Here is a 21151-nt window from a genome sequence, read left to right as displayed (position 1 = left end):
CCTCATCGGTGGTCAGGTGGTTCGCACCGAGCCTGGCACCGCGGGACGCTTGCTGGGAGGTTCAGCCAGTCCCCCCTTCGCCGGCGTCGTCGCCGGGAGCGGGGCCGACGGGCCGACGGGCCGACGGGCGGGGGTCAGCGCCTGCGGAACATCTTGCCCACCGCGATCGCGATGAACATGACCACGAAGATCATGCCGAACGAGCCGAAGTGCGAGCCGCCCATCCGCCACCAGAACCCGAGGAACACGAGCGGGACGATGAGTCCGAGGGCCCGCTGCAGCACCTGCGGCCAGCTCAGGGGGCGCCGCCCCGACCCGGATCCGTGCTCCGGCTGCCGCCCGTCCGTCGCGCCGAACTGCGGGGCCCACTCCTCGCCCTGCCCGGGCATCGGCCCCTCGTGCGGGGCGCTCCCCTGCGGCGGGGCGCCGTCCCGCATCGGCGCGGGCTGCGGTGCGGAGCCTGCGGTGAAGTCCGAGGTGAAGTCGGAGTCGGCGCGCGGGGCAGCACCTGCTCCCCCGCGATCGGTGCCGTCCGGCGGCCTGCTCCAGCCCTGCGGATCGCTGCCGCCCTGTGCGTCGCCGCTCCGGGCACCGCCCGAGGCGGCGCCGTCGCGCCAGCTCCGGTCCCCACCCAGGAAGTTCCCGCTCTGATCCCCCGTGCTCATGCGCTCACCGTAGCGGGGCGTGCCGCACGGGTCAGGACCTTTCCGCGGTCGGCCCCGCCCAGGCCGCGTGCGTCCGCATCCGGCTCCGCGGCCCTCGCCCTCCGGGACAGGCCGTGCCGCTGGGCGGGCGCGGGCGACCTCCTCTCGCGTCGTCGTGCTCTCTGGGAGGATCGGCGCATGCCACTGCGGAAGGAGCCGGTCATGCCTGAGGTGAGTGTTCGTCCCACGATCGGAGCTGCGGAATACCCGGCGCTCACCGCGATCTGGCGCAGCGCGGTGGACGCGACGCACGACTTCCTCGCGGAGGCGGATCGGGACGAGATCGAAGCCCGGCTGCAGTCCGACTACTTCCCGGCGGTCGTGCTCTCCGTCGCCGAGCTGGGCGGTAGGCCGGTGGGCTTCGCGGGCGTGCTCGACGAGTCGCTGGAGATGCTGTTCGTCGACGCGACGCAGCGCGGAGGAGGAGTCGGTACGGCCCTTCTCGCCCATGCGATCAGGGAGCACGGCATCATGACAGTCGATGTCAACGAGCAGAACACCTCGGCAGCAGGCTTCTACGCCCGCCGTGGCTTCGAGGTCGTCGGACGCAGCGCGACGGACGACGCCGGTCGGCCGTACCCGCTGCTCCACCTGAGGCTCCGTGAGGCCGTCCCGATCCGCTGACCCCGACGCCCTGGACGTCTCGACCGACAATTCCCTGGGCCAGCGAGACCGCCCGTGGCACGCTGGCCGGATCTGCGACCGAGGAGAGTGAGAATGACCGAACAGAGCTCCGACACCACCGCCACGCCCGCGACCGCCGGCGCGGGCGAGGACGCCGCGCAGGAGGTCGACGCCGCGCTCCGCGAGGCGCGGATGCTGCTGTCGATGCTCTCCGCCCCGGCGCTGCGCACGGGGATCGGCGCCGCCCTGCAGGGCGAGACGCCCACCGATCCGGCGGTCGCCGGCCCGCTGTCGCGTCTCACCTGGCTCACGGCCGACGGCGCCGTGGACCACGCCCTGCTGCGGGCCCGCGTGGACGCGCTCGGCACGCTGCTCGGGGACGGCGCGATCCTCTCCGCGCGGCGGCTCAGCTCGCTGCCCGTCACCGAGGAGGATCGGCGGGAGCTCGCGGGGCGGATCGTGCGCCTGGCGTGGGAGCGCCTGGGATCGCCGCGCTTCGTGACGGAGCCGGAGCTCACCGCCGCGCTCGCCATGTTCTCTGCCGATGCCGCGCTCGTGCGGCGCGCCGCGGTGGATGCGGGGGCGCTGCGCCGCACGCCGGACGGCGCCCGCTACGAGCTCGCCGCCACGGCGCCCGAGCCGCACGCCGACCCCGCCTGAACCGGCCCGACCGTCGGACCGCCGGGGCGGCACGCTACGGTCGTCGGATGCTCTTCCTCGACGATGACCAGGTCCGTGACCTCCTCCCCTCCCCCGCCGAGGCCGTCGCGCTCATGCGCGAGACGCTGCTGGCCCTCGCGGACGGCTCCGCCTCCGTCACCCCGAAGTCGCAGGTGGTGCACGAGCAGGGCGGCTTCGCGAACGCCATGCCGGCGGCGTGGCCGGAGCGGGGCCTGCTCGGCATGAAGTGGGTGACGGTGACGCCCTCGAACCGGGAGCGCGGCCGGGAGATGATCGACGGCCTCATGGTGCTCTCCGCGCCGGACGGCTCGACCCGGGCAACGCTCGCCGCGGCGGAGCTCACGGCCCTGCGCACGGCCGCCGTGAGCGGCGCGTCCCTCGCGCTCGACGACCGCTCGGTGACCCTGCTGGGGACGGGCGTGCAGGCCCGCTCCCACGCGCGGGCGCTCGAGGCGCTGGGCCGCGGGCCGCTGACCGTCTGGGGCCGCCGGCACGAGGCCCTCGACGCGCTGAGCGCCTGGTGCGCCTCGCACACCCCGGATCTCGAGCTGCGCACCACGACGGACCGCGCGGCCGCGCTGGCCGGCGCGGGCGTGATCATCAGCGCGCTCCCGATCGGTCTCGACGGCCACGCCCTCGCCCCGGACGAGGTCACCGCCGACGCCCTGCTGCTGCCGCTGGACTACGCCTCCGTCGCCGGCGCGGGGATCGCCCGCACGGCCACGCTCGTCGCGGACGACCCGGTCCAGTTCGAGGCTCTGCGCCCGGTGAAGCTCGGCGCCGACTATCCCTCGCCGACCGGCGCGACCGGCGACCTGCTGCGCGACGGACGCCCGGAGGGCCTGGTCATCGCCCAGAACCTCGGCTCCGGCCTCGGGGACGTGGTGCTCGCCGACGCCGCGGTGCGCGCCGCCGGCTGACACAGCGCCGCCGCCTGACGGACCCCGCTGACGCGCCGTCGGCTCAGGCCACCCGCGCCCGGGGACTCGTGGGCGCCGCACCCTCGGCGGCCCCGTCGGCCGCAGGGGCGGAGGCGCCGCCCAGGGCCGTGAGCTCGGCGTGCGTGCGCCACCCGGAGAACAGGCCGCCCGCGGGCTCGAAGCGGCGGCCGTCCGCGAGGGAGCCGGCGCGCACGGCGTCGTAGCCCAGGCGGTGCAGCAGCGCCGCGGCGAGCTCGGCCGCCCGCTCGTGGTCCGTGGCCAGGGCGATCGCCCGGCGGTCCTCGGCCCCGGCGGCCCGGCCGTGGTCCTCGAGGTCGTGGTAGCCGATGTGGTTGAGGGTCTTCACGACCTGCGCGCCGGGCAGCGACGCGGCGAGCAGCTCGCTCGTGCCCCATTCCTCGGCGCCCTCGACGCGGGAGCGGACGGCCTCGAGGGCGGCCTCGTCCTCGGGTCCCCAGGCGTTGGTCGCGTCGATGAGGACCGTCCCGGCGAGGCTCGCCGGGTCGAGCGCGAGGGCGACGTGCAGCGGCACGGCGAGCACGATGACGTCGGCCTCCGCGCCGAGCTGCTCGACCCGGGTGCGGTGGGAGCCGGGCAGGCGGCGGCGCAGCTGCTCGGGCTCCTGCCGGGAGGCGACGACGACCTCGACCCCGGCGCGCAGGGCCGTGCGGGCGAGCGCCGTGCCGAGCTTGCCGGGGCCCAGCAGGCCCAGCCGCGGCGGGCGGGAGGCGGCGCGGGCGGGCAGCGCGGTGCACGCGGCGGCCGGTGCGTCCCCGCTCTGCTGACCGTCCCGGGCGTCGGCGACGGCGGCGGCCTCGCGCAGCAGCGCGGCGGCGACCCGGTCGTTGCGGCGGAATGCGGGGGCGTTCGTGAGGGGGCGGGAGAAGGCGCCGACGGGCAGCTCGGAGGTCCAGGGGCCGACGGCCCACAGGCGCTCGTGCGGGGCGCCGTCCGGGCCGAGCACCCGGTGCTCCTCGTCCACCTCGAGGCGGCCGGGGGCGATCTCGCAGTCGCGGCCGACGGCCGGACGGCCGGCGCCGCCGGTGACGAGGTCGCGCAGCAGCGGGTTCGCGGAGTCGGAGAGGGTCTGCTCGGGCAGGAAGGCGTCCAGGAGGGCGGGCGTCTGGACCTCGACGCCGCTCGCGGAGCGGGCGCGGAAGCGCCCGGTGGCCTCGTCGGCCTCGACGCGCAGGCCCGGGCCCAGGAAGGAGACCACGCCGGCGCGCTCGAGGGCGAGCAGCTGGTGGAGGCGGTGCGGGGGCGGACCGGAGGCGATGAAGCTGAACAGCGAGTGCCACCAGCGGGGATGGTCGCCATGGGCGCCGCCGCGCACGCGGTGCGCGGGCAGGAGGTCCACGAGCGCGCCGTGCAGGCGCAGCAGCAGCTGGAAGAGCACGCGGGCCTCGAGGGTGCGCTCGAGCCGCGGGATCTCCGGCGCCTCGGGGGCGCCCGGGCCATGGCCGGTGCGGGCGCGGAGGTCCGCGGCGATGTGGTCGAGCACGGCGCGGCGGGTGCCCTCGGCGCCGGCATCGGCACCGAGCTCCCGCAGCGGGTCGTGCAGCCAGTCCAGGGGCGCCTCGCCGGGGGCGAGCGGCCGGCCCTCCGCCCCGCCGGGGACGGTGGGCAGGGCGCGGGCGATCTCGGCGGCGACCAGGGGCAGCACGTCACCGTGGAGGTCCACCTGGCCGTGCTCGTCCTCCCGCTCGCGCAGGGCGGCGTCGGTGAGGTGGACGAGGTCCAGCGGCCCCACGGGCGCGGCCTCCTCGTGGACCTTCGAGTGGTACGGGATCCCGCGGCGCGAGCCGGCCCACAGGTGCGGCTCTCGGCCCGAGGCCTCGTAGCGCAGGCGGTCCGGGTCGCCGGGGGCGGGATCGGCGACGAAGCGGCCGCCGCGGCCCTCGGTGACCAGGGCGAGCAGGTCGATGAAGGCGAGGCCCATGCCGCGCACGATCACGTCCTGGCCGGGCGCGAGGGCGTCGACGTCGGCGTCGCCGGCCTGGGCGGGGGCGACGTGGACGCCGCCGTGGCGGCGGGCGAAGGCGCTCAGCGCGTGGGTGGAGGTGCCGGGCCGGGAGTCGGTGTGCCCGGCGGCGAGGAGCACGAGGTCCGCCTCGAGAGCGGGGCGGTCCTCGAGCCGCACCTGCCAGGTCCCGGATGCGTCCAGCGCCCGCAGGGCGGTGGCGGTCGTGCGGTGCACGCGCACCTCGACCGTCCCGGGGAGGGCGGCGAGGACCTCGCCGAGGAACCACTCGAGGTAGAGCGCGGCGGTGCGGCGGCTCGCGAAGCTCGTGGGAGTGATCGCCTCGATCTCGGCGAGGCGGTCGGTGCCGACGGTGGGCGCGGCGATCCGGCCCTCGCGGATCCCGCGGGCCCACTCGGCGAGGGAGGGGCCGGCCTGGACGGGGCCGTCCATCTGCACGGTCTCGTCGGTGAAGATCGTCACGTCCGCGGCCCGGGAGTTCATGAGCAGCAGGGGCGACTCGTCGGTGCGCCAGATGCGCCCGGAGCCCGGCATGTGGGGGTCGAGGACGTCGATGCGGAGCGTGCGGCCCTCGAGGAGCGCCGCCCCCTGCGGCGTCCTGGCCTGCGCGCCGAGGCGTTCGAGCACACCGATGGCCCGCGGTCCGCCGCCCACGAGGGCGATCCGGACCGGGGTGTCCCCGCTGTGCTCTGCCGACCGCTGCGCCATCCGACGTCTCTCCTCGCTGCAGGTCATCTGCCTCTGTGTCGCACTGTGGCCGCGCCATAGTGCACTCCTTGGACACCCATTAGAGTCACTTAAGGTCGCGATCCTCGCAACCGATGACCGCGGTGCGGTTCATCTCCCGTCACGGAAGGACGGCCCCATGGCTTTCCCCTCTGCCCTCGAGACGCAGCGCCCCTCGGCGCCCGGCGCCCGGGCGGACGCCGCCTGTGCGCCGCCGTCCGTCGCCGTCGATGCGGCCGCCGATCCGGCCAGCGGCCCGACCGGTCCCGCGACGTCCGTCGGCCCCGGCTCGATCTCCGCGCTGAGCGACGAGGACCTCTCGCGGCTGCGCGTCGTCCCCGCCCGTCACCCCGGACGGGTCGTGCTCGCGGTCGTCGTCACGCTGCTCGTGGCGCTCGTCGCCTGGTCCTTCGCGACCAACCCGCGCTGGGAGTGGGGCGTCGTCGCGCAGTGGTTCTTCGCGGAGTCGATCATCCGCGGCCTGCTCGAGACCCTCCGCCTCACCGCCCTCGCGGGCGCCGTCGGCTTCGGCCTGGGCCTCGTGCTCGCCCTCATGCGGCTCTCGCCGAGCTCGCTCGTCTCCGGCGTGGCCTGGACGTTCTCGTGGGTGTTCCGCTCCACGCCGATGCTCGTGCAGCTGCTGCTCTGGTACAACCTCGGCTACCTCTACGAGCGCGTCACCCTCGGCATCCCGCTCACCGACGTCACCTTCGTCGACGCCCGCACGAGCGACCTCATGACGCCGATGCTCGCCGCGGTGCTGGGCCTGGGCCTGCACCAGGCGGCCTACGCGGCGGAGCTGATCCGCGGCGGCATCCTCTCCGTGGACCAGGGCCAGCTCGAGGCGGCCTCCGCCCTGGGCCTGCCCGCCCGCGACCGCTCCCTGCGGATCGTGCTGCCGCAGGCCATGCGGGCGATCCTGCCCTCCGCGTTCAACGAGGTGATCGGCCTGGTCAAGGGCACCTCGATCGTCTACGTCCTCGCGCACGCCGAGCTGTTCTTCACCGTCCAGCTCATCTACGGCCGCACCCAGCAGGTGCTGCCCATGCTGCTGGTCGCGACGCTCTGGTACGTCGTCATCACCTCGCTGCTCTCGATCGGCCAGTACTACATCGAGCGGCACTACGCGAAGGGCGCCCTGCGCACCCTGCCGCCCACCCCGCTGCAGCGGCTGCGCGCCGGCCTGCGCGGCCGCGGCGCCCGCCCCACGACCATCTCCGCGCGTGAAGGAGCCTCCGCATGAGCACCGCCACCGCACCTGCCGCCGCTCCGGGCGCCACCTCGAGCACCACCCACGCCGCCCCGCGCGGCGGGCTCGTCGAGATCCGCGGGGTCCGCAAGTCCTTCGGCGACCTCGAGGTGCTGCGCGGCATCGACCTCACCGTGCGTCCCGGGGAGGTCACCGCGATCCTGGGCCCCTCCGGCTCCGGGAAGTCGACCCTGCTGCGCACCATCAACCATCTCGAGCCCGTGGACTCGGGCCTCGTCACTCTCGACGGCGAGGTCATCGGCTACCGCCGCCAGGGCGACCTGCTCCACGAGCTGAGCGAGAAGGAGGTGCTGCGCCAGCGCACCCGCATCGGCATGGTGTTCCAGTCCTTCAACCTCTTCGCCCACCGCACCGCCCTCGCCAACATCACCGAGGCGCCGCGCCGTGCGCTCGGCGTGCCGAAGGCGCAGGCGGAGGCCCGCGCCCGGGAGCTGCTCGCCCTCGTGGGCCTCGAGGACCGCGCCGGCGCCTACCCGCGCCAGCTCTCCGGCGGCCAGCAGCAGCGCGTCGCGATCGCCCGCGCGCTCGCCCTGGACCCCAGCGTGCTGCTCTTCGACGAGCCCACCTCCGCCCTGGATCCCGAGCTGGTCGAGGAGGTGCTCGCCGTGATCCGCGGCCTCGCGAGCGCGGGCACCACGCTCGTCATCGTCACGCACGAGATCTCCTTCGCCCGGGACGTGGCGGACACGGTCGTGTTCATGGACCACGGCCGGATCGTCGAGCAGGGCCCGCCGTCCCAGGTGATCGACGCCCCCGCCCACGAGCGCACCCGCAGCTTCCTGCAGCGCATGCGCAGCGGCGGCCCCGAGGCGCCCGACGCCACCGTCGAACACAGCCCCGTCGGGCACGGCCCCGTCGGCCCCGACTCCGCCACCAGCCCCACCGCAGCCCCCGAGGACCACCGATGACCCGCACCCTCCCCGCACTCTCCCGCCGCTCGCTCGCCCTGGGCGGCCTCGCGCTGCCCGTCGTCGCCCTCGCCGCCTGCTCCGACCCGGTCGCCACCGCGACCGGCGGCGGCAGCGGCTCCGGCTCCGACGCGGGCGGCGCCTCCGACGGCGGCGGCGCGACCGGCGGCTCGATCGACACCTCCGGCACCCAGGAGCTCATCCGCTCCACCGCCGACGACGCGATCGCCGCGCTCGTGCCCAAGGAGATCGCCGACACCGGCAAGGTCCGCGTGGGCACCAACGGCTCCGGCAGCGCCCCGCTCGCCTTCCTCGCCGACGACAACACGACCTACATCGGCTCCGAGATCGACATCGCCCGGATCGTCGCGGACAAGCTCGGCCTCGAGATGGAGCTGCTCCAGACCACCTGGGAGAACTGGCCGCTCAAGCTCGAGGCCGGCGAGTTCGACGTCGTCCACTCGAACATCGGCATCAACGCCGAGCGCCTCGAGAAGTTCGACTTCGCCTCCTACCGCGCGGCCTTCATGGCCTTCCTCGCGAAGAAGGGCGCGGAGTTCCAGCTCTCCGACGCGGAGTCGATCAGCGGCCGCATCATCGCCGTGGGCGCCGCGACCAACCAGGAGAACATCCTCAAGGAGTGGAACGCGCAGCTCGAGAAGGACGGCAAGGAGCCGGCCGAGCTCAAGAACTACTCGACCGAGGCGGACACCCTGCTCGCCCTCGGCTCCGGCCGGATCGACGGCTACCTCGCCCCCTTCGCCTCCGTCTCCTTCGTCGCGGACCGCCGCGACGACGTCGAGGTGCAGGGGAAGATCGACGCCGGCTGGCCGGACAAGACCCTCGTCGCCGCGACCTTCCAGCGGGGCAGCGCCCTCGCCGAGGCCTACGCCGCGGCCCTCAACGCCCTCATCGAGGAGGGGACCTACGCGAAGGTGCTCGACCGCTGGCACCTCACTGAGGAGGCCCTCACCGAGTCCACCGTCCACACGAAGGAGAACCCGTGACCACTTCCCGGAACAGCGCAGGCGCGGCCGCACCCGCGCCCGTGCTCGCCGTCGACCTCGTCACCGATCCCGCCGCGCTGCCGGCGCTCGGCGTCCTCGCCCGCGCCCTCGAGGCCGCCGGGATCGGAGCGCTGACCCTCAGCGACGGCGGCCTGCACCCGATCCACGTCGCCGCGCACCTCGCGCCCGCCACCACGGCGCTCGGCCTGCTGCCGCGCACCGACGCCGTCCACGTGGAGCCCTTCCACCTGGCGACCCAGCTCATGAGCCTGGACCACGTGGCCGCCGGCCGCGCCGGCTGGCTGCTCGCCGTCGAGGACACCCCCGAGGCCGCGCACGCCGTGGGCCGCGAGGTGCTCGGCACCGAGGCCGCCGCCCAGGAGGCAGCGGACGTCCTCACCGCCTCCCGCCTCGTGTGGGACTCCTGGGCGGAGGACGCCGAGGTGCGGGACGCCGAGCGCGGTCTCTACCTCGACGCCGCCCGCCTGCAGTACGCGGACTTCGAGGGCGCGACCTTCTCCGTGCGCGGGCCCGCCATCACCCCGCGCTCCCCGCAGGGCGTGCTGCCCGTGCTGCTCGCGGACGCCGACCGCGCCGCCGCCGGGGACAAGGTCGCCGAGCACCTGGCCGACGGCCGCGCCCTCGACGTGGACCTCACGGGGCTCGACCTCACGAGCCCCGACCTCACCGACCCGCAGGCCGCCGGCGAGCAGCTGCGCGCCGTCGTCGCGGGCGAGCTCGAGGCGGCCGTGCGCGGGGACGGCGCCACCGCCGTGCGCCTCGTGCGGCTCGTCGGCCTCGACCTGAGCGGGGACCCGCAGGCCCTCGCCGCGCGTCTCGGCGCGCTCGCCGCGTCGCTCCGCGAGGACGACCTCGTCGCCCCCGTTCCCGCCGCCGGCACCGACCTGCGCGCCCAGCTGGGCCTGCCCGCCGCGGTGCGGGACGCGGACCCGGCCCGCCGCGCGGACCGCGCCCGTCTCGTCGCCGCCGCATCCACCACCGAGGAGAGCCGATGACCGCCGTCCACACCCTGCCCGCCCTCTCCGAGGAGGCCCAGGGCCTCGCGACCGGGCCCGTCGAGCACCCCCTGCACCCCGAGCACACGCCCACCGGGCAGCTGTCCTTCGGCGTGTTCTTCCAGGGCGTGAACTCCTCGACCGTGTGGCGCTCCGAGCGCTCCGGCTCGCAGGTCGCCTGGGAGTCCTTCGAGACCCTCATCCGCACCGCCGAGCGCGGCCGCTTCGCCGCCTTCTTCCTGGGCGAGGGGCTGCGCCTGCGCGAGCACCGCGGCGTGCCGCTCGAGCTCGACGTCGCCGGCCGGCCCGACGCGCAGACCCTGCTCGCCGGCCTCGCCGCGATCACCGAGAGCATCGGCCTGGTCGCCACGCAGAACACCACCTACAACGACCCGGTGGACCTCGCGCGGCGCCTGCAGACCCTCGACCTGCTCTCCGGCGGCCGCGCCGGATGGAACATCGTCACGACGGACAACGCGTGGACCGGCGAGAACTTCCGCCGCGGCGGCTACCTCGACCACGAGGACCGCTACGTGCACGCCGAGGCGTTCGTGAAGGTCGCCCAGCAGCTGTGGCGCGGTGAGCAGATCGACCACCACGGCCAGCACTACGACGTGGCCGCCCGCGGCACCCTGCCGCGCTCCGCGCAGGGCGAGCCGGTGCTCTTCCAGGCCGGGGCCTCCCCCGCCGGGCAGGCCTTCGCGGGCCGCACGGCGGACGTCATCTTCTCCCCGCACGGCACCCTCGCCGCCGCCGCGGACTTCCGCCGCTCGGTGGTCGACGCGACGATCGCCGCGGGCCGCGACCCGCAGTCGGTGAAGATCCTGCCCGGTGCGGAGATCATCCTCGGCGCGACCGACGCCGAGGCCGAGGAGAAGCGCATCTGGGTGCGCGACCACCAGATCGGCCCGCAGCAGGCGATCGCCCTGCTCGAGCAGTACTGGGGCCGCGACCTCTCCGACTTCGACCCCGACGGCCCGCTGCCGGACGTCGAGCCGGAGATCGAGCAGTCCGACGTCACCCGCGGCTCGGGCTTCCAGTTCGCGAAGGCGAAGGAGCTCACGGCCGCCTGGCGCGCCGAGGCGGCGGAGAAGGGCCTCTCGATCCTGGAGTTCGCCCGCGAGAAGTCCGGCGCGCGCCGCGGCGAGTTCGTGGGCAGCTACGACCGGGTGGCGGACCGCCTGGGCCAGTTCGCGGCGCTCGGCGCGATCGACGGCCTGAACATCACGCCGTGGCTCATCCCCTCCGGCCTCGACGACATCGTCGACCACCTGGTGCCGCGGCTCCAGGAGCGCGGGATCTACCCCACGGAGTACGCGGGGACCACGCTGCGCGAGAACCTGGGGCTACCGCCCGTCCAGGGCTGAGCAGCCGAGACGCGCCGAGGGCGCCCGACCCGGGGATCCGGGGCGGGCGCCCTCCTCGCGTCGCAACGAGGACACAGTCACGTCACAATGCAGGACTTTCACGGCGAACGACCCCTCAGATGTCGTGGCCGACCACGACAATCTGACGGACGAGGCAGCGCCGCTGCCCCAGAACCCCGGAGCCTGCGCAGTGACGAACGAGATCGAAGTGATGAGCGACGGGGACGGCCTCGCCGTCATCGGAGAGGCCAATGCGGTCGATGCGTTCCTGACATCGAACGGATTGGTGGGGACGGACCTCGGGCTGAGCCGGTTGGTTGGGAGGGCCACCTTCGGAGCGGCAGCACTCGCCCAAGCAGGCTCGATCGCCGCCGAGCAGTCGGGTCGCTGGCTCAAGCTGACCGACGAGTCGGCGCGCGCGATGAAGACCCTCCCCATGGTCAAGAACGCCACCACCGGCAATCTCCACGCGACGCTCCGCGCCACGAACGGCCAGTTCACCAAGAATCTTCAGTTCGTCCCCGCCGCAGCAGCTGTGGCACCCCCGGCTCTGCTCGCGATGTCCGCAGCGATGATGTCCCAGATGGCGCTGCAGCAGTCCATCGACGAGCTGGGCGAATATCTTGCCGTCATCGACCAGAAGGTCGACGACATCCTGCGAGCCCAGAAAGATGCGGTCCTCGCCGACATGATCGGCGTCGATCTCCTCATCGAGGAGGCCATGGCCGTCCGGGAGGACGTCGGCAGGGTTTCGGAGATCACCTGGTCCAAGGTCCAGAGCGCGGGCTTCACGATCGCACGCACCGAGGCGTACGCCCTGCGACAGATCGACGCCCTCGCGGAGAAGGTCGAGACGGCCAAGGTGGGCGAGGTCGCGAATGCGGCGAAGGATGCCGAGCCGAAGGTGAAGGAGTGGCTCGCGGTGATCGCCCACTGCGTCCAGCTCCAGGACGCGCTCACCGTGCTCGAGCTCGATCGCGTCCTCGACGGCGAGCCGGAAGATCTCGACCGTCACCGACTCGGGCTCAGGTCCGCACGCGAGAAGCGGCTGTCAGCGATCCACCGCACCACCGAGCTGCTGCTCGAGAGGATGAACGCGACGATCCGACGCGCGAACTCCAAGGTCCTGCTGTCACCACTCGCGGCACGATCAGCCGTGACCTCGAGCAATCACGTGGTCACCGACGTCCTCCAGTTCCAGACGGCACTCGAGATCGAGGACGGCCACGACTCCGCCTCGGTGAAGCGCTGGCGCACCGCCGCCGGAGAGATGCGCGACAAGGTCATCGAGACCGGTGTCGGCGGAGCGAACGCCGCGAAGCAATTCGGCGACGACACCGTCGTGCACGTCCGCTCAGGTGCTGGCAGGCTCTCCGGAGGCGTGCGAGCGTTCCGGGAGGCAGTGCGCAAGGACACCCCCACCCCTGCCGACTCACGTCAGGAGGAGCAGGAGCTTCGTAAGGGCGGCGAGGAGTAGACGCCGAGGCCAAAGTCATAAGCACAGCTTGCGTCCCACGCCTACGATGGAGGCATGGACCCCCGTCGACTGCTCATCTACCGCACCGTGGTGCGCAACGGCTCGATCGGCGCCGGCGCGCGCGAGCTGGGCTGGACGCAGCCCGCCGTGTCCCAGCACCTCGCCGCCCTCGAGAAGGAGATCGGCACGACGCTGCTGCTGCGCTCCTCCTCGGGCATCACCCCCACGGAGGCCGGCCGCCGCCTCGCCGCGCACGCCGAGGCGATCGCCGCCCAGCTGCACGCGGCCGAGGAGGAGCTCGCGGACATCACCGCCCTGCGCCGCGGCTCCGTGCGCTTCGGCACCTTCCCCTCCGCCGCCGCGGTGCTGCTGCCGCCCGTGCTCGCGCACCTGCAGGAGACCGCGCCCGATCTCGACGTGCGCTTCGAGGAGCTCGAGCCGCCGGACGCGATCACCCAGCTGCGCGAGGGCGAGCTCGACCTCGCGCTCGTGTTCCGCTACCCCTGCTCGAACATCGACGACGAGGGCACCCTCGAGTGGAGCCCGCTCGTCGAGGACCGCGTGCTCGCCGTGCTCCCCTCCACCGATCCCCGCGCGGAGGACCCGGATCTCACCCTCGCGGACCTCGCGAAGGATCCCTGGATCGCCGGCTGCGAGCGCTGTCGCGCGAACCTGCTGAGCTCCGCCCGCCGCGCGGGCTTCACGCCCACCGTGCGCCACTCGACCGACGACGGCCTCGTCGTCCAGCGGCTCGTCCAGCACGGCGGCGGCGTCGCCCTGCTGCCCGAGACGGTGCTCGAGGCCTCCCACGTCGAGGGCGTCACCGTGCGCACGCTGCCCGAGCTCGAGGCCCGCACGATCGGCCTCATCAACCGCAAGGGCGCCCTGTCGATCCCCGCCGTCTCCGCCCTGCGGGACGCGATCGTCACGGAGGCGAACCAGCGCTCCGCGACCGCGGTGATGATCTGATGCCCGCCCTCGCAGGAGCACGCTGATGGAGGCCCTGGGACGCCGCGCCTGGCTGCGGCCCGCCGCGCTCGCGATCGGCGGGCTGCTGCTCGCCGTGGTGCTCGCCGTGGCCGCGGACCAGCTGCTCGCGGGCGTGCTGCTGGCGCTGTTCGCCCTGTTCATGGCCTATTGGACGAGCCCTCTGCGGCAGGGTCCGCACGAGCCGCTCGCCGAGGCGATGCATCGCCGCTCCGATGCGGTGACGATCATCGTGTGGGCGCCGGGCGATCCGCTCTCCGCGCGCCTGCAGACGGCGCTGCGCACCCCGCGGGAGGACCTCGTGTGGGTCAACGCCGCGAAGGACGAGGACGCCGAGCGCCTCGTCGAGGAGCTGGGCGGCCCGGGGAACCTGCCGGTCGTGATCGTCGGCTCCGAGGTCGCGACCCGCGCCACCGTGGGCCGCACGCTGGATCTGCGCGCCGCCGGCCAGGAGCGGGCGCGCCAGGCCGAGGATCGCCTCGACGGGGATACGCAGGGCGCCTGAGCGCCCCTGGTACGCCCTCGGTCAGCGCCTCAGCGCGCGGGGAGCTCGCCGATGACGACGGTCCACTCGCGCGCCTCGCGCTCGGCGACCGCGCCGACCTTCCGGAACGGGTCCTCGTCGAGCAGGGCGAGCACCGCCTCGGGGCTCTCGCCCTCGAGCACGAGCAGCCCGCCGGCCGGCTCACCGCCGAGGGGACCGGAGAGCACGAGGTGCCCCGCCTCGTGCAAACCGCGCAGGAACGCGCGGTGGTCCGGACGGTGCGCGTCGAGCAGCGCGGCATCGTCGACGTAGGTGTAGCGGACGGCGAAGTGGGCCACGGGAGCTCCTGGAGGTTCGGGGTGGCCGTCGCCGGCCCGGGTGCAGGTCCCATCGTGCCCCTTCCGCGGGGCCGACGGTCGCGCCATCCGCTCCCCGGCCCCGTCGGCCCGTCGGCGAGCACCCCTCTACGCTGACCGCATGACGCAGCCGCCCCTGCCCGTCGAGCCGTCGGGCTCCGATGCGCCGTCCGCCGTGCCCACCTCCTCGGTGCCGGTGCCCCCGCCCTACCGGGTGGTGCCGCCCCCGGCCCATCTGCTGACCCCGGAGCACTTCCCGACCACCGTGACCCGCGACGGACGAATCGCGTGGGCCTTCGGGCTGCTCGGGTTCATCGGGTTCCCGGGCCTCGCCACCATCGTCATGTCGATCACCCTGGTGGTCCTCGGGCTCGTGCAGCGGGGGAAGAACCCCGTGGCCCGTGCCGTCGGGCGGCGCGCAGCGATCTTCGGTGCGATCTCGCTGTTCGCGTCCGTGGTGTTCTTCGTGCTCATGTTCGCCGTCTGGCCGGCGCTCGAGAACGCCGGCATCGTCACCGGAGACCCGATCGCCATGGAGATCATCATGGTGCCGCTCGCGGTGTGGGTGGCGTTCGGCGCACCGATCACCGGGGTCGTCATGGGGATCGTCGCGCTGACGCGGCCCGTGAGCCGGGAGAAGGCGGAGCGGATCTATGCCGCGGCAGGTCGCTGAGCCGCAGCGCTGAGCCTCCCCGGTATCCGCGCCGTCAGCGGCGGATCGGCAGCCAGGCGAGCACGTCCTGGATGCCCTCGTCCCAGAACTCCCAGGTGTGGTCGCCGGGGCGCAGGCGCGAGGTGAGGTCCGCGCCACGCTCCTCGGCGAGCGCGATGAAGCGCTCGTTCGACTCGAGCAGGCCGTCCTCGGTGCCGCAGTCGAGCCACAGCGCCGGCAGGGCGGTGGGATCCGCGGCGCGGAGCAGCGCGAAGAGGTCGTCGTCGGTGCCGGCGGGCCCCTGCTCGCCCCACACGCGCGCGCCGAGCGTGCCCGCCCAGGAGAGGTCGAGGGTGGTGACGTCGAGCGCACCGGAGAGGGTGGCCGCGGCGGCGAAGCGGTCCGGGTGGTGCAGGGCGAGCTTCATCGCGCCGAAACCGCCCATCGACAGGCCCGCCACGAAGGTGTCCTCACGGGCGGTGGAGATGCGGAAGGTGCGGGCCAGCAGCGCCGGCAGCTCCTCGGAGATCCAAGTCCAGTACTTCTCCCCGGTCGCCTCGTCGCTGTAGAAGGAGCGGCGCACCTCGGGCATGACCACGGCGATCCCGTGCTCGGTCGCGTAGCGCTCGATCGAGGTGCGGCGCTCCCAGATCGTGCAGTCGTCGCTCAGGCCGTGCAGGAGGTAGAGGACGGGCACCCCTGCCGCGGCGCCCTGCCCGTCGGCCCCGGCGGCGTCCGCCCCCGTCATGCCGATCCCGGCGGCCTCCTGCGGCATGAGCACCACCGCGGAGGTGCCCATCCCGAGGGATTCGGCGAACAGGTCCAGACGCAGGCGGATCATGGCGGCTCCTTCACAGCGGGACGGGGCCGACGCTCGTCGGCACCGAAGGGCGCGGCCGGGCACGACCGCGGGGCGGCCGACGGGGCCCGTCGGCCGGTCACCTCCCATCCTGCCAAGCCGGCGCCCCGGAGGGGAGCACTGCCCGGCAAGGAGGCGTCGGACCGCCGGCCGGGCCTACGATCGCGCCATGAGCTCCCCCGCGACCTCCCCCGCCGCGCCGCCCGTCCCGGACTGGGTGCGCACCGCGATCTGCTGGCAGGTGTACCCGCTGGGCTTCTGCGGCGCGCCCCGGCAGCGCGAGGACCTCGTCGGCGAGGGCTACGGCGGAGCGGAGGGCGAGAACGTCGTCCACCGTCTCCCCCGCCTGCTCGGCTGGCTCGACCACCTCGTCTCCCTCGGCGCGAACGTGCTCGTGCTGAACCCGGTGTTCGACGCCGTCTCCCACGGCTACGACACGCTCGACCACCGCCGGATCGATCCGCGGCTCGGGGACGAGGAGGATCTCAAGGACCTGCTCGCCGCCTGCCGGGAGCGCGGGATCCGCGTGATGCTCGACGGCGTGTTCAACCATGTCTCCGCGCAGCACCCGGTGGCGCGGCGCGCGATCGCCGCGGGGCCCGGGACCGAGGAGGGCGCGCTGATCCGCTGGTCCGGCGAGCACCCCTACGGCTTCGAGGGCAATGCGGACCTCGTCGAGCTCGACCTCGCCCACCCCGTGGTGCAGGACCGGGTGGTCGAGGTGATGAGCCTCTGGCTCGACCGCGGCGTGGACGGCTGGCGGCTCGACGCGCTGTACGCCGCGGGGCCCGAGGCGTGGGCACCGATCCTCGCGCGGGTGCGGGCCGCGCACCCCGAGGCCTGGCTGCTCGGCGAGGTGATCCACGGCGACTACGCGGCGATCGCGGACGCCTCGGGCGCGCACTCGATCACCCAGTACGAGCTGTGGAAGGCGATCTGGTCCTCCCTGCGGGACGGGAACCTCTTCGAGCTCGCGCACGCCCTGGGACGGCACGAGCAGTTCCTCCGCGAGGCGGGCGGCGCGCATCCGCTGACCTTCCTCGGCAACCACGACACCACCCGCATCGCCTCGCAGCTGCCCGACGGCCGCGACCTCGCCCCCGCGATCGCGCTGCTCGCCCTGCTCCCGGGCGTGCCCTGCGTCTATGCGGGGGACGAGCTCGGCGCGGTGGGCGTGAAGGAGGACCGCCCCGGCGGGGACGACGCCGTGCGCCCCGCCTTCCCCGACGACCCCGCGTCCCTGCTCGGCGGCTCCGACAGGGCTGACGGGGCCGACGGGGGCGGGGACCCCTCGCCGCACCAGCTCCACCTCCTGAAGGCCGGCGCCGCCCCGCGGATCCTCGAGGCGCACCGCCGCCTGCTCGGCCTGCGCCGCCGCGAGCCCTGGCTCGCGACCGCCCACGTCGCCGTCGTCGAGGCGTCGCTCGAGAACACCGCGGTCGAGATCGTCCTGAGCCCCTCCGGCGGCGCCGACGGGAGCACCCCCGGGACGGGCACCCCGGCCCCGCTGCGCCTCGTGCTGAACCTCGGCGACGAGCCGCGGCCCGCCTTCGGCGAGATCCTCGAGGCGGTCGACGGCGCCGCGATGATCGACGGGGTCCCGTCGGCCGGCCCGGGCCTGGTCCCCGCGCACGGCGCCGCCGTCCTCCACTGACCTCCCGACGCCCGCGCCACCGGGACCTTCCGTCTGGTGACGGCGGCCACATTCGCGGGTAGTTTGGCGGGCATGAAGAAGCTCATCGATGCCGTCGACGACGTCGTCGTCGACGCCCTGCAGGGCATGGCCCTCGCCCACCCCAACGCCCTCACGCTCGACCTCGAGCACCGCGTGCTGCTGCGCGCCGAGCCCAAGGAGCAGGGCAGGGTCGCCCTGATCTCCGGCGGCGGCAGCGGCCACGAGCCCCTCCACGGCGGCTTCGTGGGCCGCGGCATGCTGGATGCGGCCTGCGCGGGCGAGGTGTTCACCTCCCCCGTGCCGGACCAGATGGCCGCCGCGATCGCCGCCGTGGACCGCGGCGCGGGCGTGCTCCAGATCGTCAAGAACTACACCGGCGACGTCATGAACTTCGAGATGGCGGCGGAGCTCGCCGCCGCCGAGTCCGGCACCGAGGTGCGCAGCGTCATCACCGACGACGACGTCGCCGTCGAGGACTCCACCTTCACCGCGGGCCGCCGCGGCGTGGGCGGCACCGTCCTCGTCGAGAAGATCGCGGGCGCCGCCGCCGAGGAGGGCCGCGACCTCGACGAGGTCACCGCGATCGCGAGCCGCGTCAACGAGCGCGCCCGCTCGATGGGCGTCGCGCTCACCTCCGTGACCGTCCCCGCGAACGGCAAGCCGAGCTTCGAGCTGGGCGAGGACGAGATCGAGGTGGGCATCGGCATCCACGGCGAGCCCGGCCGCCACCGGGACAAGCTCGTCCCCGCGAAGGACGTCGCCCGTCGCCTGCTCGAGCCGATCCTCGCGGAGCTGCCCGGCGAGGGTCCCGTGCTGCTCTTCGTCAACGGCATGGGCGGCACCCCGCTGCTCGAGCTGTACATCCTCGCCAAGGACGCCCACGAGATCCTCGCCGAGGCCGGCGTCGAGATCAGCCGGCAGCTCGTCGGGAACTACATCACGAGCCTCGACATGGCGGGCGCCTCGATCACCCTGCTGCGCCTGGACGAGGAGCTCACCGCCCTGTGGGACGCTCCCGTCTCCACCCCGGCCCTGCGACGCGGACTCTGAGGGAGGCCCCGTGACCACGACTGCGCTGACCACCACCGAGCTCGAGGACTGGCTGCGCCGCGCCGCCGTCCTGCTCACCGACCACGCCGCGGAGCTCACCGAGCTCGACGCCGCGATCGGCGACGCGGACCACGGCTCCAACATGTCCCGCGGCTTCCGCGCCGTCGTCGAGGCGCTCGACGCGGGCGACTTCGCGGACCCGGCCGCGCTGCTGAAGAAGACGGGGATGACGCTCGTCTCCACCGTCGGCGGCGCCTCCGGCCCGCTCTACGGGACCCTCTTCCTCCGCCTCGCCGGGGCGACCGGCGGCGCCGGGTCCCTCGACGCCGCGGCCCTCGGCGAGGCGCTCGCCGCCGGCGTGCAGGGCGTCGCGGACCGCGGCAAGGCGGCCCCCGGGGAGAAGACGATGCTCGACGCCTGGACCCCGGCCCTCGAGGCCTTCCGCGACGCGGGCGACGACCTCGCCGCGGCCGTCGCCGCCGGTGCCGCGGCCGCCGCGCAGGGCCGGGACGACACCGCCCCGATGACCGCGACCAAGGGCCGCGCCTCCTACCTCGGCGAGCGCTCCGTGGGCCACGTGGATCCCGGCGCCGCGAGCACCGCGCTGCTGTGGCAGGCGCTCGCGGAGGCCGTCAGCGGGGAGGCGGGTCGATGACCGGCATCGTGGTCGTCTCCCACTCCGCGCCGCTCGCCCGCGCCGCCGTGGACCTCGCCTCGCAGATGCTGCGCGGCGACGGCCCCGAGATCGCGATCGCGGCCGGCGTCGCCGACTCGAGCGCCCCGGACGGCCTCGCGCTCGGCACCGACGCCGCCGCGATCGCCGCCGCCATCGAGAGCGCGGCGGACGACCACGGCGTGCTCGTGCTCATGGACCTCGGCAGCGCCGTCATGTCCGCCCACCTCGCCGTCGAGATGCTCGACCCGGAGCTCGCCGGCCGCGTGCGGCTGAGCGCCGCGCCGCTCGTCGAGGGCCTCGTGGGCGCCGCCGTCACCGCCTCCACGGGCGCCGACCTCGAGGACGTCGCGGGGCAGGCGGACCTCGCCGCGGAGGCCAAGCGGATGCAGCTGGAGTCCTGAGGACGCGGCCCGGCGTTGCAAGTCCACAACAAGGAGGACGCAAATCCCCGCCCTCCCACCACACCGCCACAACTTCTATGACCTGCGATTTCGTGCAGGTCGTAGCAAATAGAGTGTGCCCGCCATACCATTGACGGGTGGATGATCACGAAGGACTCCGCGTCCCGCCCTTCCCTTTCGACTCACCTCTCGCCGCCAAGGCCGTCGCTCTCGAACGGCGTCGCGGCGATCTCCCACGCGTCGCCGAGAGCCAGCCGCTGCTCCCGGAGATCGGCGAGCTCCAGCAGCTGATCTCGAGCATCGTCTCGGCAAGGATCGAGGGAAACCATACGACGGTCGTCGACGCCATCGATGGCGCGCAGCTTCGCGAAGAGCAGCCGTCGCTCCCCCTCGACGATTCCATCGAGGAGATCCTGCACCTCCAGGCCGCCGCCGACTTCCTCGACGACGTCATCGCCTCCGGAAGCGCGATCACGCACAGCCAGGTTCGGGAGCTGCACCTCATGGTGACGCGAGGACTCCGTCGCGAGGGAGACCCTCACCCGGGCGCCTACCGCACCGAAGAGGTCGCGATCCAGGGCTCCGCTCACCATCCGCCGCTCGCCTCGACCGTCCACGCGTACATGAGTGATCTGCTCGACTTCGCCAACGCTCCCGCAGATCCCCAGTTCCAGCTCATCCGCATGGCGATCGCCCACCACAGGTTCGTCTGGATCCACCCGTTCACCAATGGGAACGGGCGCGTCGCCCGACTCTTCTCCTACGCGATGCTGCGTGCCTACGGCTTCGCTCCCGAAGTGGGCTACAAGACCGTCAATCCGACGACGGTCTTCGGAGCGGATCGTCGGCGATACTACGAGCGCCTCGCAGCCGCGGACTCCCTCGAGGATGACGCGATCATCGAGTGGGCGGACTTCGTACTCGAGGGCCTGCTCCGCGACATGACGTCCATCGCACAGCTGTCCTCTGGCACGGTCCTGCCCGACCTCGTGGCCCGCGCGGTCGACCGGGCTGGCCGTTCCGGCGTCCTCTCACCGGAGGAGACGGCCGTCATGAGGATCGGAGCCGACGGGCGCGCCTTCAAGTCGGGAGACCTCGTCCCAGCCACCGGCCTTGCCCCCTCGCCCCGCTCCCGCCTCCTGAGTTCGATGTTGGAGCGCCGGCTCATCGGCAGGCTCGAGGCGAACGGCAGGATCTACCGCATCCGTCTCACTCCGAATCCACTCACCTCATTCCTCATCGGTGAGCTCGCCGCGCTCGGCATGCTGCCCGAGATCCTGAGCGACGACCCGAACCGCCCGGCGTAGGC

Annotated in this window: 21 protein-coding genes; 17 read left to right on the top strand and 4 right to left on the bottom strand. The window is 74.0% G+C overall.

The features are described from left to right. Window positions 1-134: 134 nt before the first annotated feature. Window positions 135-665, bottom strand: coding sequence for a hypothetical protein (locus tag NLU66_RS04225; protein WP_259361695.1), 531 nt, complete (start codon window positions 663-665; stop codon window positions 135-137). Window positions 666-866: 201 nt separating this feature from the next. Between NLU66_RS04225 and NLU66_RS04220 the strand changes: the two genes are divergently transcribed. The 3 genes from NLU66_RS04220 to NLU66_RS04210 all read left to right on the top strand — a co-directional run bounded on the left by NLU66_RS04220 (window position 867) and on the right by NLU66_RS04210 (window position 2929). Next, a complete protein-coding gene (locus tag NLU66_RS04220) occupies window positions 867-1328 on the top strand; it encodes an acetyltransferase (RefSeq protein ID WP_259361694.1) in 462 nt (153 codons plus the stop codon). 93 nt (window positions 1329-1421) lie between these two features. Next, a complete protein-coding gene (locus NLU66_RS04215; RefSeq protein WP_259361693.1) occupies window positions 1422-1988 on the top strand; it encodes a DUF2087 domain-containing protein in 567 nt (188 codons plus the stop codon). 47 nt (window positions 1989-2035) lie between these two features. Beyond that, window positions 2036-2929 (top strand): ornithine cyclodeaminase, encoded by an 894-nt coding sequence (locus NLU66_RS04210; protein WP_259361692.1) that lies wholly within the window; start codon window positions 2036-2038, stop codon window positions 2927-2929. A 43-nt stretch (window positions 2930-2972) separates the two neighbouring features. Here NLU66_RS04210 and NLU66_RS04205 read toward each other — a convergent pair whose 3' ends face one another. Continuing rightward, window positions 2973-5639 (bottom strand): FAD/NAD(P)-binding protein, encoded by a 2667-nt coding sequence (locus NLU66_RS04205; RefSeq protein ID WP_259361691.1) that lies wholly within the window; start codon window positions 5637-5639, stop codon window positions 2973-2975. 157 nt (window positions 5640-5796) lie between these two features. On the opposite strand from NLU66_RS04205, the gene NLU66_RS04200 reads away from it, so the two are divergent. The 8 genes from NLU66_RS04200 (at window position 5797) to NLU66_RS04165 (ending at window position 14194) form a co-directional block, all read left to right on the top strand. Next, a complete protein-coding gene (locus NLU66_RS04200; protein WP_259361690.1) occupies window positions 5797-6900 on the top strand; it encodes an amino acid ABC transporter permease in 1104 nt (367 codons plus the stop codon). Continuing rightward, window positions 6897-7835, top strand: a complete 939-nt coding sequence (locus NLU66_RS04195; RefSeq protein ID WP_259361689.1) for an amino acid ABC transporter ATP-binding protein — start codon at window positions 6897-6899, stop codon at window positions 7833-7835. The genes NLU66_RS04200 and NLU66_RS04195 overlap by 4 nt, the downstream gene beginning before the upstream one ends. Beyond that, the gene (locus NLU66_RS04190) at window positions 7832-8842 is read left to right on the top strand and encodes a transporter substrate-binding domain-containing protein (protein ID WP_259361688.1); all 1011 of its coding nucleotides are present in this window, start codon (window positions 7832-7834) and stop codon (window positions 8840-8842) included. The genes NLU66_RS04195 and NLU66_RS04190 overlap by 4 nt, the downstream gene beginning before the upstream one ends. Further along, window positions 8839-9858, top strand: a complete 1020-nt coding sequence (locus NLU66_RS04185) for an LLM class flavin-dependent oxidoreductase (RefSeq protein WP_259361687.1) — start codon at window positions 8839-8841, stop codon at window positions 9856-9858. Before NLU66_RS04190 ends, NLU66_RS04185 begins: the two co-directional genes overlap by 4 nt. Continuing rightward, entirely contained in the window at window positions 9855-11225 is a 1371-nt protein-coding gene (locus NLU66_RS04180; RefSeq protein ID WP_259361686.1) for an LLM class flavin-dependent oxidoreductase, read from the top strand. The genes NLU66_RS04185 and NLU66_RS04180 overlap by 4 nt, the downstream gene beginning before the upstream one ends. A gap of 124 nt (window positions 11226-11349) precedes the next feature. Next, entirely contained in the window at window positions 11350-12702 is a 1353-nt protein-coding gene (locus NLU66_RS04175; protein WP_259361685.1) for a hypothetical protein, read from the top strand. 54 nt (window positions 12703-12756) lie between these two features. After that, window positions 12757-13671 carry a LysR family transcriptional regulator gene (locus NLU66_RS04170; protein WP_259361684.1) on the top strand — a complete coding sequence of 305 codons (915 nt, stop codon included), beginning with the start codon at window positions 12757-12759 and terminating at the stop codon, window positions 13669-13671. Window positions 13672-13696: 25 nt separating this feature from the next. Then, on the top strand, window positions 13697-14194 hold the full coding sequence (locus NLU66_RS04165; protein ID WP_259361683.1) for a hypothetical protein: 498 nt from the start codon (window positions 13697-13699) through the stop codon (window positions 14192-14194). 29 nt (window positions 14195-14223) lie between these two features. Here the strand turns inward: NLU66_RS04165 and NLU66_RS04160 are convergent, their stop codons facing one another. Further along, entirely contained in the window at window positions 14224-14511 is a 288-nt protein-coding gene (locus NLU66_RS04160; RefSeq protein ID WP_259361682.1) for a YciI family protein, read from the bottom strand. 139 nt (window positions 14512-14650) lie between these two features. Here NLU66_RS04160 and NLU66_RS04155 point away from each other — a divergent pair, with 139 nt between their 5' ends. Beyond that, complete coding sequence (locus NLU66_RS04155; RefSeq protein WP_259361681.1) at window positions 14651-15202, top strand: hypothetical protein; 552 nt, start codon at window positions 14651-14653, stop codon at window positions 15200-15202. A 34-nt stretch (window positions 15203-15236) separates the two neighbouring features. On the opposite strand, the gene NLU66_RS04150 is transcribed toward NLU66_RS04155, so the two are convergent. Beyond that, window positions 15237-16022: an alpha/beta hydrolase gene (locus NLU66_RS04150; RefSeq protein ID WP_259361680.1), complete on the bottom strand. Its 786-nt coding sequence runs from the start codon at window positions 16020-16022 to the stop codon at window positions 15237-15239. 187 nt (window positions 16023-16209) lie between these two features. Here NLU66_RS04150 and NLU66_RS04145 point away from each other — a divergent pair, with 187 nt between their 5' ends. The 5 genes from NLU66_RS04145 (at window position 16210) to NLU66_RS04125 (ending at window position 21149) form a co-directional block, all read left to right on the top strand. Then, window positions 16210-17694, top strand: a complete 1485-nt coding sequence (locus NLU66_RS04145; RefSeq protein WP_259361679.1) for an alpha-amylase family glycosyl hydrolase — start codon at window positions 16210-16212, stop codon at window positions 17692-17694. A 72-nt stretch (window positions 17695-17766) separates the two neighbouring features. Continuing rightward, the gene (gene dhaK, locus NLU66_RS04140) at window positions 17767-18765 is read left to right on the top strand and encodes a dihydroxyacetone kinase subunit DhaK (protein ID WP_259361678.1); all 999 of its coding nucleotides are present in this window, start codon (window positions 17767-17769) and stop codon (window positions 18763-18765) included. A 10-nt stretch (window positions 18766-18775) separates the two neighbouring features. After that, window positions 18776-19420, top strand: a complete 645-nt coding sequence (dhaL, locus tag NLU66_RS04135) for a dihydroxyacetone kinase subunit DhaL (RefSeq protein ID WP_259361677.1) — start codon at window positions 18776-18778, stop codon at window positions 19418-19420. Next, entirely contained in the window at window positions 19417-19842 is a 426-nt protein-coding gene (gene dhaM, locus NLU66_RS04130; RefSeq protein WP_259361676.1) for a dihydroxyacetone kinase phosphoryl donor subunit DhaM, read from the top strand. The genes dhaL and dhaM overlap by 4 nt, the downstream gene beginning before the upstream one ends. 137 nt (window positions 19843-19979) lie before the next feature. Continuing rightward, entirely contained in the window at window positions 19980-21149 is a 1170-nt protein-coding gene (locus NLU66_RS04125) for a Fic family protein (RefSeq protein ID WP_259361675.1), read from the top strand. The last annotated feature ends 2 nt before the right edge of the window (window positions 21150-21151 follow it).

The sequence above is a fragment of the Brachybacterium sp. NBEC-018 genome (assembly GCF_024860185.1).
Classification (GTDB): domain Bacteria; phylum Actinomycetota; class Actinomycetes; order Actinomycetales; family Dermabacteraceae; genus Brachybacterium; species Brachybacterium rhamnosum.
Note: the sequence above shows the minus strand (reverse complement) of the source record. Positions and strands in the feature narration are given on the sequence as shown.